This window comes from Actinokineospora xionganensis (genome assembly GCF_014323725.1).
Lineage (GTDB): Bacteria > Actinomycetota > Actinomycetes > Mycobacteriales > Pseudonocardiaceae > Actinokineospora > Actinokineospora xionganensis.
On record NZ_JABVED010000003.1, the window covers coordinates 517,764 to 531,364 of the forward strand.

General features: G+C 69.3%; 12 protein-coding genes. 7 read left to right on the forward strand and 5 right to left on the reverse strand.

Annotated elements, in window-relative coordinates:
• Positions 1-95: 95 nt before the first annotated feature.
• The gene (locus GPZ80_RS08805; RefSeq protein ID WP_187219736.1) at positions 96-1,733 is read right to left on the reverse strand and encodes a long-chain fatty acid--CoA ligase; all 1,638 of its coding nucleotides are present in this window, start codon (positions 1,731-1,733) and stop codon (positions 96-98) included.
• Between the two features lie 388 nt (positions 1,734-2,121).
• On the opposite strand from GPZ80_RS08805, the gene mihF reads away from it, so the two are divergent.
• The 6 genes from mihF (at position 2,122) to pgfA (ending at position 8,741) form a co-directional block, all read left to right on the forward strand.
• Positions 2,122-2,433, forward strand: coding sequence for an integration host factor, actinobacterial type (gene mihF / locus GPZ80_RS08810; protein WP_091379082.1), 312 nt, complete (start codon positions 2,122-2,124; stop codon positions 2,431-2,433).
• A 102-nt stretch (positions 2,434-2,535) separates the two neighbouring features.
• A complete protein-coding gene (locus GPZ80_RS08815; protein ID WP_312880204.1) occupies positions 2,536-3,669 on the forward strand; it encodes an isochorismate synthase in 1,134 nt (377 codons plus the stop codon).
• A gap of 138 nt (positions 3,670-3,807) precedes the next feature.
• On the forward strand, positions 3,808-5,016 hold the full coding sequence (locus tag GPZ80_RS08820; RefSeq protein ID WP_312880205.1) for a PucR family transcriptional regulator: 1,209 nt from the start codon (positions 3,808-3,810) through the stop codon (positions 5,014-5,016).
• Positions 5,017-5,393: 377 nt separating this feature from the next.
• Positions 5,394-6,161 (forward strand): dolichyl-phosphate beta-glucosyltransferase, encoded by a 768-nt coding sequence (locus GPZ80_RS08825; protein ID WP_187219737.1) that lies wholly within the window; start codon positions 5,394-5,396, stop codon positions 6,159-6,161.
• A complete protein-coding gene (locus GPZ80_RS08830; protein ID WP_187219738.1) occupies positions 6,162-7,559 on the forward strand; it encodes a glycosyltransferase family 4 protein in 1,398 nt (465 codons plus the stop codon). It begins immediately after the preceding gene.
• A gap of 141 nt (positions 7,560-7,700) precedes the next feature.
• A complete protein-coding gene (gene pgfA, locus GPZ80_RS08835; RefSeq protein WP_187219739.1) occupies positions 7,701-8,741 on the forward strand; it encodes a cell envelope lipid trafficking protein PgfA in 1,041 nt (346 codons plus the stop codon).
• 22 nt (positions 8,742-8,763) lie between these two features.
• Here pgfA and GPZ80_RS08840 read toward each other — a convergent pair whose 3' ends face one another.
• The 4 genes from GPZ80_RS08840 to GPZ80_RS08855 all read right to left on the reverse strand — a co-directional run bounded on the left by GPZ80_RS08840 (position 8,764) and on the right by GPZ80_RS08855 (position 12,493).
• A complete protein-coding gene (locus GPZ80_RS08840) occupies positions 8,764-9,468 on the reverse strand; it encodes a class I SAM-dependent methyltransferase (protein ID WP_187219814.1) in 705 nt (234 codons plus the stop codon).
• Between the two features lie 132 nt (positions 9,469-9,600).
• Positions 9,601-10,617, reverse strand: a complete 1,017-nt coding sequence (locus tag GPZ80_RS08845) for a hypothetical protein (RefSeq protein ID WP_187219740.1) — start codon at positions 10,615-10,617, stop codon at positions 9,601-9,603.
• Between the two features lie 3 nt (positions 10,618-10,620).
• Entirely contained in the window at positions 10,621-10,794 is a 174-nt protein-coding gene (locus GPZ80_RS08850) for a DUF2613 family protein (protein ID WP_187219741.1), read from the reverse strand.
• A 4-nt stretch (positions 10,795-10,798) separates the two neighbouring features.
• On the reverse strand, positions 10,799-12,493 hold the full coding sequence (locus GPZ80_RS08855; protein WP_312880206.1) for an MmpA family trehalose lipid delivery protein: 1,695 nt from the start codon (positions 12,491-12,493) through the stop codon (positions 10,799-10,801).
• A gap of 70 nt (positions 12,494-12,563) precedes the next feature.
• Between GPZ80_RS08855 and GPZ80_RS08860 the strand changes: the two genes are divergently transcribed.
• Positions 12,564-13,601: lipopolysaccharide biosynthesis protein (locus GPZ80_RS08860; RefSeq protein ID WP_187219742.1), on the forward strand; the 1,038-nt coding region annotated here is incomplete at its 3' end.

The following is a 13,601-nucleotide window of genomic DNA, read 5'->3' on the forward strand; positions in this document are numbered from 1 at the left end:
TGGCGGGCAGGGCGGGTCACCTCCTGGATCTGCGCAAACCCTACATAGTGGGTTGACTACACGCGCCAGATCGCCACCCTGCCCGGCCAGTCGAGTCAGTCCAGGTGGCGGACGTCGAGCTTGCCCTCGGCGTGCTGGGCACGCAGGACCTTCTTGTCGAACTTGCCGACGCTCGTCTTCGGCACCTCGGAGACGAACGTCCAGTTCTCCGGCAGCTGCCACTTGGCGACCTTGTCGGAGAGGAACTCGCGCAGCTCGGCGGGCTCGGCGGTGGCGCCTTCGCGCAGCACGACGGCCACCAGCGGGCGCTCGTCCCACTTCTCGTCGGGCACGCCGATGACCGCGGCCTCGGCGATCGCCGGGTGGCCCATCACGTGGTTCTCCAACTCGACCGAGGAGATCCACTCGCCGCCGGACTTGATGATGTCCTTGGAGCGGTCGGTCAGGGTCAGGAAGCCGTCCGGCGTCAGCGTGCCGACGTCACCGGTGCGCAGCCAGCCGTCGTCGAACTTCTCGGCGCCTTCGCCGTCCTCTTCGAGCCGGTAGTACGACCCGGTGATCCACGGTCCGGCGACTTCGAGCTCACCGACGCTCTCGCCGTCCCACGGCAGCTCGTCGCCGTTGTCGTCGATGAGTCGGGCGCTGACGCCCGCGGGCAGCCTCCCCTGGGTGTAGCGGTACGCCCAGGTCTCCGACTCGGACAGTCCGGCGGGCGGGCGGCACAGGGTGCCCAGCGGCGAGGTCTCGGTCATTCCCCAGGCGTGCACGATGTGGACGCCGTACTTCTCGGCGAAGGTGTGCATCATCGACGGCGGGCAGGCCGCGCCGCCGACGATGACCTCGCGCAGCGAGCTGAGGTCGGCCGGGTGCTGGTCGAGGTAGGCGAGCACGCCCTGCCAGATCGTGGGCACGGCGGCGGAGTGGGTCGGCTTGGTGGCCTCGATGAGCTTGGCCAGCGGCTCGGGCTGCAGGAATCGGTCCGGCATGATCAGCGAGGCGCCGCACATGAACGCCGCGTACGGCATGCCCCAGGACATGGCGTGGAACTGCGGGACGATGACCAGCGACCGGTCGCCGGAGGACAGGCCCATGCCGTCGGCCGCGCACACCTGCATCGAGTGCAGCCAGATCGAACGGTGCGAGTAGACGACGCCCTTGGGGTTGCCCGTGGTGCCCGAGGTGTAACACATCGCGGCCGCGGAGCGTTCGTCGATCTCGGGCCAGTCGAACTTGTCGGACTGCGCGGCGAGGAGCTCGTCGTACGAGTGGACCTGCACCCCCTCGGGCGCGGTGAGCCCGGCGGCGTCGCCGTTCGCCACGATCACGTGCTTGACCGTCTCGAACGTCGGCAGGACCTTCGCCAGCAGCGGCGCGATGGTCGCGTCGACGATGACGACGTGGTCCTCGGCGTGATTGGCGATGTAGGTCAGCTGCTCGGGGAAAAGCCGGACGTTGAGGGTGTGCAGGACCGCGCCCATGGCGGGCACCGCGAGGTACGCGGTGAGGTGCTCCGCGTTGTTCCACATGAATGTCGCGACCCGCTGGTCGCCGGTGACACCGAGGCCGCGCAGCGCATTGGCCAGGCGGGCGGACTGGGCTCCGACCTCGGCGAACGTGGTCGTGCGGCCCTCCGTGCCGGTCCAGGTCACGACCTCGCTGCGGGCGTGCACGGTGGCGCCGTGACGCAACAGCGTGGCGATGGACAGCTGGGCGTCCTGCATGGTGCTCAACATCGTCGACAAGCTCCCTGGGGTGGAGACGGCGTGGCCGTCGAACGCGGAATCGGACCCCGACTACTGGCAAGTAATGAGCAACGATAGTGCGCCGCGCGCCTCAGCGACATCACCGATATTCAGACCATTGCCATGTTGATCATGCTGTCACGCTGTGTCGTGACACCCGGTCGGGGTGCTCCCAGCAGGAGGTTTCTGCGTGTCGGGGGTATGTTGCCCAACGAGGTGTCGTTTACTGGTGAAAGGCATCCGGCGACCGGGGTCGCATCCTTAGTGGAGGGTGGGATCTGATTCCGCCCTCAGTGACCCTCGGTAGCCAAAGGTGTACGCCAGACAACTTGTCTGACCCTCCGCTACCGCGGCGGGTGAAGAAGGAAGGACTACCACGTTGGCTCTGCCCACGTTGACTCCCGAGCAGCGCGCTGACGCGCTCGCCAAGGCAGCCGAAGCCCGCAAGGCGCGCTCCGAGCTGCTGGCGTCGATCAAGTCCGGTGAGCGGACCATCGCGTCTGTGCTCGGCAAGGCCAAGGACGACAAGACCATCGGCAAGACCAAGGTCGCGGCGCTGCTCAAGGCCGTGCCCGGTCTGGGTGCGGTGAAGGTCGCCGCCCTGCTGGAGCAGTCCGGCATCGACCCGGACCGCCGCGCGGCGGGCCTGGGCGACCGGCAGCGCGCAGCGCTGATCGACGCGCTCAACTGATCTGCCCATCACCGCTGGTGGGCGGCGGCGACGCCGTCCGCCGGCGGTGGCGGTGGGCAAGGCCATACCGCGGGCGGGCCACCGGCTGGGCATGATGGACCTGTGACAGCCGACAGACCGCAAGCGCTGGTCGAGGACTACCGGCCGGGTGATTTCCTGCTCGCCGGGCCATCGGCCACCTTGCTCGCCACCGGATGCCAGGCCGTCGTCGCCGAACCGGACCCCGACGAACTGGTGGCCCGGGTGGGAAAGCTGCTGCTCGACACAGCCGCGCCGGTCGCTGTCGGTGTCCTCCCGTTCGACGGGGACGCCCAGCCCAGACTTGTCATCCCGGCGGAGGTCCGCCGTGGCGGACACGCTCGCACGGGGCCGACCGCGGCGTGGAAGCACGCGCCCCGGGTCACCCCGATTCCCGAACCCGCTGCCTACGCGCACGCGGTCGAGCAGGTCGTCCGCAGGCTGCGTAGCGACTCTGGCCTGCGCAAAGTGGTCCTGGCCCGGGCCATCGAGCTCGACTTCGACGATGCCGTCGACATCGGCTCACTGCTTCCCGGCCTCGTCGCGGCCAACCCCATCGGCTTCACCTACGCCGCCGACCTAGGTCCTGCCCCAGGTGGCCGCGCTCTCATAGGCGCGAGCCCCGAACTGCTGCTCCGCCGCACCGGCGACCAGGTTGTGTCCAACCCTCTGGCCGGGTCGGTTCCCCGTGGTGTCGATCCGGCGGCCGACGAGAAGGTCGCGGCCGCGCTGCTGGCCTCGGCCAAAGACCAAGGTGAGCACCGCGTGGTCGTGGAGGCCGTGGTCGAGGTGCTGCGGCCGTTCTGCAGGCGGCTGACCGTCCCCGCCGCGCCGGCGCTGGTCAAGACGCCGAGTGTGTGGCACCTGTCGACGCGGATCACCGGTGAGCTCATCGACCCGGACGTGTCGGCGCTGCGGCTCGCCGCGGCCCTGCACCCGACGCCCGCGGTTTGCGGAACGCCGACCGCCGCAGCGCGCGCCGTCATCGCCGAACACGAGCCGTTCGACCGCGGTTTCTACAGCGGAGTGGTCGGCTGGTGCGACGCGTCGGGCGATGGCGAGTGGGTCGTGGCCATCCGCTGCGCGGAGGTCGAGGCCGCTCGGATGCGGCTCTTCGCCGGTGCGGGGATCATGCCGGACTCGGTACCCGCGGCCGAACTGGCCGAAACCGACGCCAAGTTCCGCACGCTGCTGGCCGCCCTTGGCGTAGCCCTTTGACCTGCGAAGATCATCGCGTAACCAGTCCCGATCGGTGTCGTTTAACCCGGTGACGCCCGCGGTCACGAATTGGTACCCGTGGGTAATCTGAACTTTGTTCGGTATTCATAACGCCGTGCGAAGGCTACAGTCGTGCCCGTGGGAGCCCCGGCGTTGACGTCGCAGCTGCCTCCCGAGCTGCTCGACTTGGCGCGACAGCTGATGGCGAGGCTGCCGGAGCTTGCCTCCGAACTGGCCGCCCTCCTCAGTGAGAAAGAGGAGTTCTACCGCCGGGTCAACGTCAGCGCGCCCGACGAACTGCGCAAGGTGTGCGAGGTCAACCTGCGCAACGCCTTCACCGCGTTCATCGAGGGTAAGGACGCCTCCGTCGAAGCCGTCCGTAAGACCGGGCTCGCGCAGGCCAGACAGGGTATCCCGCTCTCGGCGGTGCTGCGTGCCTTCCGGATCGCGGGCACCTTCACCTACGAGACGCTCATGGAACGGGCCATTCCGCCCGGCGTCCTCACCCCCGAGCAGCTCCTGCCGGTCAGCACCACCGTGTGGCGCATCATCGACAGCTACTCGGCGGTCATCGCCGCGGCGTACAGCGAGTTCGAGGCGCACTCGGCGCGCTACGACGAGAAGGCCCGGCTGGCGCTCATCGACGGGCTGCTCGACGGCAGGCTGACCAAGCAGGCCGAGTTCGACGACGCGGCGAAGGCGCTGAACCTGCCGCAGGCGGGGACGTTCGTGGTCGTGTTCAGCGACCGCACGCCCGGCGCCGAGCGGTCCGCCGCCCTGGTTGATCCCCGGCGCTGGCGGATGGTCTGGCGCAGCCTGCCCGAAGCCGAGATCGGCGTCGTCGCCGTCGAGCGGGCCACCGACCTGCGAGCCCTGCGCGAGGCGCTCGACAGCTCAGGCCACGGCATCGGCATGAGTCCACCCGTGTCCGGGCTGCGGCGGATCCCGGCGGCGCTGCGCCGCGCGCGGATCGCCCGGCGCTGCCTGGCCGCGGGCGAGACCGGTGTCGTCGGCTTCGGCGACCAGCCGCTCACCACGCTGGTCGCGGGCAGCCGGGAACTGGCCAGGGAACTGGCCCGCGAGGTCCTCTCGGGAGTGTTGGAGCTGCCCAAGGCGGAGCAGGACGTGCTCCTGAAGACCCTGCACGCCTGGTACGCCGAGGGCGGCTCCGCGAAATCCACCGCGGCGCGGCTTTTCGTCCATCCGAATACCGTGCGCTACCGCATTCGCCGGATTCAGGAACTCACCAAGCGAGACCTCGCGGATCCGCGCAGCATCGCTGAGCTTTACGCCGCTGTGGAGACCGCGCGGCTCGATCCGACACTTGGCGCAGCGGCTGACGCCTGAACGGTCCAGACCATTCGTCGGAAATCACTTTGCGCGATCCGGCGAATTCGCGCTGTGCCCACACTCGGCCGAGCGACCCGATTACCGGGTCAACGATTCGCGATGAATCCCGTTGTGCCGTCTTGTTCCGTGCAACAGTCTTGTTTGTAGATGCAGACCATTCGGCCGAGCCGAATTGGACTGAATGGCCGAACCATGCTGACCTAAAACAACCTTCGACTCCTACTGTGACCCCCGTCACGAAATTGACCGGACGGGTGCGGCACTACCGTTGGGTAACTTCGCGGCGGATGTGACCCCGGTCTCACTCTAGGAGGACCTTTGCGAGCCGTTCCAGGTTCCCCCAGGCGCTCCACGGCCATCTCGAGGGATGCCCGATGAGGACACTGTTGTCAGTCGTCGTGCCGGTTCTGAACGAGGAACGGCGGCTCCCCGCCACCCTGGTCGGCCTCGCCTACGCGCTTCGCGGGTACTCCCGGCGCACCGAGATCGTGGTCGTCGACAACGGAAGCACGGACCGCAGCGCCGAGATCGTGCGCGCCCACCGCGCCGGTCCCGTGCCGATCCGGGTCATCGACTGCGCCGAGCGCGGCAAGGGCGCCGCGGTCCGCGCGGGCGTCCTCGGGACCGACAGCACCTTCGTCGGCTTCTGCGACGCCGACCTGGCCACCAACATGGATGCCCTGACGCCGACGCTGGACTGCCTCCATCAGGGCGTGAACGTCGTGGTCGGGTCGCGGGCGCACCCGATGTCGGACGTCCGCGCGCGGCACAGCATGGTTCGCCAGGTGGGCGCGTGGGCGTTCCGCCGCGCGGTCGGCTCGCTGGTGCCGAACGTGGGCGACACCCAGTGTGGCTTCAAGTTCTTCGACCGGGACACCGCCGAGCGGATCTTCCATCCACTGCGCACCACCGGTTTCGCCTTCGACGTCGAGTTGCTCGCCCGCGCCCGGCGCTCGGGCGCGGTGATCGCCGAACTGCCGGTCCGCTGGACCGACGTCCCCGGCTCGACGTTCAGCCCGATGCGCGACGGCTACCGAAGTTTCGCCGCCCTGCGCGAGATCCGGGAACTGCTCGACCGCGAGACACACGTCCCCGCGCGTCGGGCGATCACCGCCGACGCGGCGATCGCGGAGGTCGCGTAGGTGACTGACGCGCTCAAGCCTTTGCGCGGTGCGCGGGTCGTGGTCGTCAACTGGCGTGACCGCGGGCACGGCCTCGCGGGCGGTGCCGAGGAGTACGCCGTGCGGGTCGCCGAGGCAATGGCCCGGGCAGGCGCGTCGGTCACCTTCCTGACCGCCCGCGACGAGGGGCAGAGTGCCGGCGAACGCTCCGACACGCTCACCACCGTGCGCCGCGGCGGGCAGTGGACGGTGTACCTCTGGGCGCTGCTGTGGTTGCTGCGCAACCGAAGGCGTGTCGACGTCGTGGTCGACTGCCAGAACGGCATCCCCTTCTTCAGTCCGCTCGTCCTCGCCCGGCGCACCCGGGTCGTCCTGCTGATGCACCACGTCCACGACGCGCAGTTCGCCGTGCACTTCCCGCCTTGGCTGGCCGCGGTCGGGCGATGGCTGGAAGGTCCGGCCGCGCGCCGGGTCTACCGCGGCGCGGTGACGGTCGCGGTCTCACCGTCGACGGTGCACGCGATGCGCGCCCGGCTCGGCTGGACCGGCCCGGTGTACGTGGTGCCCAACGGCATGGACCAGGCGCCGAAGTCCCGGGTCGAGCGCGCACCCGAACCGACGCTGGTGTGTCTGGGCAGGCTGGTGACGCACAAGCGGGTCGACCGTCTCATCAGGACAGTGGAGGCGCTCGCCGACCGCTGGCCGACGCTGCGGCTGCACATCGTCGGCGGCGGGCCGGAAGAACCGGCGCTGCGAGCGCTCGCCGCCCGGCTCGACGGCGCCGTCGAAGTGCACGGGTATGTCGACAGCGGCACGAAATCGGCTCTGCTGGGCCGGTCCTGGCTCAACGTCACCCTGTCCGACGGCGAGGGCTGGGGACTCGCGGTCGTCGAGGCCGCGGCGCACGGCGTGCCCACCCTCTGTCGCGACGTCGACGGGCTGCGCGACTCGGTGCGCCACGGCGACACCGGTTGGCTCATCCCGGGCGGCGCGGACCTCGCCGAAGCCATCGACCGGGTACTCACCGATCTCGCCGACCCGGCGCGCGCCGAGGCGGTCGCCAAGGCCTGCCAGGACTGGGCGACCCGATTCGACTGGGCCGCGACCGGGGAGCGATTCACCGCTCTCGTGGCCGCTTTGCGGGCCGGTCTGAAGGTGGGCGAATGGCAGCCGGGAATGCCCGAGGCGATCATCGCGGAATTCCCCGCCGACGCCGAGCCGCATCAGCCGACATCGGTCGGAACGCGGTCCGGTACGGCGGGAATCAGCCAGTGGGAACTGGTTGAGCAATGCCACGGCGGCGACCTGCTCGCCGAGCTCGAACGCGCTGGTCGGGCCGGTGTCACGGTCCGGGCGGCGGCCGACGCGGAGCGACTGCTGGGCGGATCTCTGCGAAATCCTCGGGAAGGTGCGACATGAGGCCAGGAACGTAACGGATTGGCCGGATCGGCCATTCAGCAGTGTCGCGGACCGGCTTCCACGACGTACATTCCGCAGGTATTACCGCCGAGTAAGAAATAGTTGTCGACCGTTTCGCGGTCAGGAGTACAGGAGGACCCTTTGCGTCGCGTAATCACCTTCGTCCTGCTCGGTCTGGGGGTGTTCGCGGTTGCCACCGGCCTGTTGCTGAAGCTCTACGCCTACCCCAGACTGGCCAAGGTTCCGCACAACATCGACGCCAAATCCGTCGCGCAGGGAAGTGGCATCACCGCGCTCGTCTACGTGCCCAACGGCTCGTCGGTGACGCCCGAGATCCGCGAGAACCTGAGCCTTACCTCGATCACGAAGGTCACCGGCGACCTCAGCCAGCCGGAGGTCTCCCGCGAAAGCGACGTCACCGCCTGGGTCGAGTCGTCCATCGTCAAGGACGACGCGAGCAGGCTGACGGTCACCGCGGGCCTGCGCAGGCTCTGCCTGGACCGGCACACCGGTGAAGCCGTGGTGCCGTGCGAAGGCCAGTACTACGAGGACGAACTCGACCAGCGCGTCCGGGCCGGCCGAGGCGACCTGCAGCAGCCGGGGCTGAACTTCAAGTTCCCGTTCGGCACCGAACAGCGCACGTACAAGTGGTACGACACCGAGGTGAAGAAGGCGGTCGACGCGAGGTTCGAAGGCGTCGAACAGATCAAGGGCCTTGAGGTGTACCGGTTCGCCCTGAGCGTGCCGCCCACGAAGATCTCCGAACGCGCGGTCCCCGGCAGCCTGATCGGCCGCGACGGCGAACCGACGGTGAAGGCGGACCTGTACTACGAAGCCAGTCGCACGCTGTGGGTCGAGCCGACGACCGGCGCGATCATCTCCGGCAGGCAGGACGGCAAGCAGGAACTGCGCACGCCGGATCAGCAGGCGGGCGAAGGCACCTACGTGTTCAACGGGACGCTGCAGCTCAACGACGAGACGGTCAGCAAGAACGCGGCGGAGGCGGAGAAGAACCTCTCCAAGCTCTTCGCGATCACCACGCTGCCCACCATCCTGTGGATCTCGGGTGCCGTGCTCACCCTGGTCGCGCTGGCGATGCTGCTGCTCGGCGGCAGCACGCAACCCGCTCGCGGACTCGGCAACCCGCCGACCCGTCGGCAGGGCGTCGGCGCGGGAGTCTGATTAGGACGGACGGGGACGCCGCTCAGGCGTCCCCGTTCTTTCGCAGCACGAGCACGAGGTTCCAGGACGCGACCTCACGCAGGCCGGGGACACGCACGATCCACGTCGCCCACGACGGGTGGTAGCGGGGGAACGCCCGGACGAGCGTCGCCTCCTCACAGTTCTTCGCCCACTTGATCGCCGCGCCGATGGAGAATGCGAACAGGCTCTCGCCAAACTTGTTCTTGGGTTCTTCGCCATTCTTCTCGGCGAATCGACGGCGCGCGTAATGGCCGCCGAGGAAATGCCAAGGCGAGGTCTCGTGGCCACCCCACGGCGAATACCACGGGGTGAACGACATGAAGACCGTTCCGCCGGGCTTGGTCACCCGGACCATCTCGTCGAGCATCACGTGCGGCGTCGGAACGTGTTCAAGCACGTTGGACGAATAGCAGATGTCGACCGACCCGGTGCGCACCGGCAACTCGGTGCCGCTGGCCCGGATCATGTTCTCACCATGCTGTCCACGTGCGGAAAGTTCGCCGACATCGGGATCGAGACCCAGGTAGTGGGCGCCCGCGGCACGGAAGGCGTCGGAGAAGTAGCCCGGCCCGCCGCCCACGTCGAGGATGATCCGGCCGTCGAGATCGGCATAGGAGTTCACCTGGCGGGCGGAATCCTCGGCGAGCGTCTGATAGAACGTGTCACGGTCGGTCTGTTCATTTCGGAATGCTTTGAACAGTCGCACGGACCGGTCCAGCGTCGCGGAGAACGGGAGGGTGTTCGTCATCGATAACGACGTCCTTCGGTGCGGACCGACAATAGCCTCGATGATACCGGGAAATACTCAGAAGTAACCCGAATCGGTTCGAGAAAGCTGTCAGTCGCCGCGCAACTCGTTCACCAGGTCGGCCAAAAGGGTGCCCGCGGCCTCGGTGTCGAAATCGCGGGCGCGGGCGCGCATGGTGATCGTCGTCGTGTCCGCCACGGTGACCGCGCCGAACGCGACCGCCGAGCGGCCACTCGCCGCGGGGCGGAAGGCCAGCCTGCGCACAAGGTCCGAAGTGGACACCGGACCGAGGTTGGACACCAGGAAGCTCGAACCGAGCCGGTTGCCCAGCAGTCGGGTGCCCAGCGTGGTGAGCAGTCCAGGGGAATCGGGAAACCGCGGCTCCGGAGCCTGTTCGGCCAACGCCCGGCCGATCTGTTCCCGGTCGGTGGATTCCAGTGGCAGGCGCAGGAAAGCGCTTTCGTCCCGTGGCGCGATGTCATCGCCACCGCGCCGGGAGACACCGACCGCGGCGACGAGCCGGGCCGTGCCCGCGTCGTGGCGCTCGTTCCACGCCGTCACGGCGCGGGCCGCGGCCGCGGTGATTTTGCTTGTCCCAGCCCGGATTCGTGGTTCGTGGCGGGTCAGCAGCAGTTCGCCTGGTCGCTGCCCGCGCCCGCTCGGCTCGACCCGCGCGGGCGGGTGGAGCAGCGCCTCGGTGACGCGGCGGGCCGCTGAGCGAAGAAATGACTCCTCCGCGGGACGGTCGGCGACACCCACCGCGCCCGAGGCCACCGGGATGTCGAGGGCCGCCCCGAGCAGGGCGAGCAGGCCGAGCCCGTCGCACGCGCCATGGTGGGCCGCGATGAGCAGCTCTTGTGGGCCGACCGCGGCCCTGACCAGTGGATCGTCTGGCAGGTAAAGGGTTTCGGCGAACTGGTGACGCAGGTCATCGAGCGACTCCGCCTCGGCGACGTCCGGTGTCGGGCCGAGGTGGGGGAACCGGGCGCACACCTCGTCGAGGCCGCGCCGCACCGACGCCGGATCGGGCTGGGAAGCCAGGTCGGCGTGCAGCAGGATGCTCCAGCTGACCGTCGGATCACCGAAGCCCGACCTGGCCGCGCCCACCGGTCAGGGGGTGCCGTAGTTGACGACGCCGTTGTCCCCGTTGCCCTTCGGCCGCTCGCGCAGGTCCAGCTTGCTCTCGCTGTCGGGGCTCGCGGCGCTGGTGACCCCGAACGTGACGCCGGTGGCCAGGCCGAGACCGACCAGTACCGCCACCAGTGCTGCAACGATCTTGCCCACCTGATTACTCCTCGCGCCGGGTCAGTCCGCTCAATCTACCGGTCGGTAACGCCAGCCACAACCAGCTCACAGTCACGATCAGCAACGCGCTGAAGTCGGCCAGCAGCACGGGAAACCGGGTTGGGCCAACTGCAGTAGCGGTGTCCATCGGACCGGGCACGCGGTACAGGGTCAACCACTCTCCGCCGTACCGCTCCGCCAGTGGCGCAAGGACTTCCGGGTCGACCACTCCCGGTGTGCCGTGTTCGACGAGGACCCAGCCGATGCCGACCGCGCCCAAGTCACCGTGCGCGGCAAGGGTTTCGCGGATCGGCGGGAGTCGTGTGTCCTCACCGGCCACCGGGCGACCGCCGACGTGGACGGTGTCGTCGATGACCGTCGTCTTCGGCAGAATCCTTGGTGCGGGGTCGAGTTGCGTCCGGTCGCCGTTCCAGGCGAATCGCCGGAACGTCGACAGCGGCAGCGTCAGCACGTCGCCCGGCTGGTCGTCGGCCAGGAGAATCCCGCGGACGTCGGCCCAGTCCTGGGGATAGTGGACCGTCTCGAGTCGGCCGAGACCGGCGAACGCGAGGTCCGGCATGGAGACCACGGGCAGCAGCGCCGCCGCGGCGAACACGGCGAGACGGCCACGCGGCAAGTGGCGCGCGGCCTGTTCGGTGGCGACCGCGAACCCCAGGGCCAGCGGGAGCGCCCACCACGCGACCCACTTCTGGGCGTCGCGCAGGAGTCCGGCGCCCGGGATCTCGCTCACCGCCCAGCGCAGGATCTCCGCGCCGACCGGGATCGTGCCCAACACCGCGAGGAACACGCCGAGCGCTCCGAGACCCAGAATCGCGGCGGCCGGTTCCCAGCGGCGGGCCAACTCTCGGAAACCGAGCAGCGCCACCACCGTCACGGCGATGGTGAGGATCGGGACCAGCGGCAGCTCCCGGCTCGCGGGGACCACTTCGCTGTTCCAGTACCCGCCGAGCCCCAGCACGCTGGTGACCGCGCCGCCCCAGTTCTCCGCCCGCGCGTCGAACAGCGCCACAGCGTCCGGAGAGGACACCCCGGGGCGCAGGACCGACGGCACCCACCATGGCGCGTTCATGACGGTGACAACGGCGAGCGTCGGCAGGGCGCGGCGCCACCCGGTCGCGGCGAAAGCCGTTCCCGCGGCGAGAAGTCCGCCGGACGGGGTCAACACGGCGGGCGCGGACCAGACGACCAGCCGGACCCACGCCTTCGGCTCCCCGCGGCGCAGCGCGAGCCCGGCCGCGGCGATCCATGGCAGGCAGGCGTAGGCGAGCAGATACGGCCAGTGGCCCATGAACAGGCGCTCGGCGAGGTAGGCGGTCCAGCCGTAGCCGACCGCGGCGACAAGGCGGACGCCGGTGGACTCCGTCGGCACCAGCCTGCCCGCGCCGAGCGGGCCGAGGAAGAACGCGAGGAACAGGATCAGCTTCTGGACGAGGTCGCCGGGCAGCACGTGGGTGAGCCCCGCGATCACCGCGTCAGCGGGTACCGAACGGGCAGGGGCGGAGCCGAGACCGAGGCTGTCGGGAACGAGCGGCTGGGTGGGGCTGAAGACCATGTCGTAGTTCAGGACGAACCCGCCGCCGAGCAGCGGACCCACGATGACCAGCGACAACAGCGCGCTGAGCGCGGGCAGGGCCGACCGGCGCAGCCACGTTGGGCTGTTCAGACCTGGATCGGTCACGCCTGTTCTCCGAGCTAGTTGGCCGCTAGAGTCTCCTAAATTACCGGCAGGTAACCAGAAGGGCGCGCCCTTGACGGTCAGCGGTTCGAATGAGGCTACGCCCGCACTCGGACGCGGCAGATTCGACGCCGTGCTGGTCGCGGGCGCGCTCGGGGTCAACAACGTCGCGAGCTATCTGCTCACCCTCGTGGCGGCGCGGCTGCTCGTTCCCGCGGCGTTCGGCGAACTCGGGTCGCTGCTCGCGGTCCTGGTGATCGGCGCGGTCCCCGCGCTGGGCCTGCAGACCGTGGTGGCGTTGCGGGTGGCCGGTGACGCATCGCCCCGGCCGCCGGGTCCGCTGACGGCTCTGGGGTTCGGCACCAGCGTGTCGATAACGGTCGTCGCCCTGCTGAGCACGCCGCTGTTCGTCTGGCTGCTGCACCTCGACGGCCCCGGCGCGATGCTGTTCCTCGCACTCGCACTGGGACCCATCACGCTCAACGGCCTCTGGTACGGCACTCTCCAAGGCGCGCAACGGTTCGGCACGATGTCGCGGCTGGTGGTGACCGAAGGCGCGGGCCGCATCGGCGGCACGCTGCTGGGCCTGATGATCACGCGGACACCCACTGGCGCGCTGGCGGGGGCGGCCGCGGGCGCGGTGGTCGTGGCGTTCGTCGGCTGGCTGATCTGTGGGAAGCCCCGGCCCACCGGGCTTGACATCGCGCACGTGCGCGACGTGCTGCACGCGGCGCAGGCGCTGCTCGCGTTGGTGCTGCTGGTGAATCTCGATCTGGTGCTGGCTCGGCACACGTTGCCCGAGGACCTGGCCGGGGCGTATGCGGTGGGAGCGGTGCTCACGAAGATCGCCTACTGGCTGCCGTACGCCATCGCGATTGTCGTGCTGCCCAGGTTGGCCAGCGACGAGGGCAGGCGGCGGGTGATCCCGCTGGCACTGGGGCTATGCGCTGTCCTCAACGTGATCGTGGTGGGCGGTTCCGCGCTGTTCGGGGAGCTTGGGGTGCGGCTGATCGGCGGGGCGAAGTACGCCTCCAGCGTGATCCCGCTGTGGGAGTTCGCACTGGTGGGGTCGTTGTTGTCGTTGGTGCAGATCTTGTTGTTCTCGCGGATC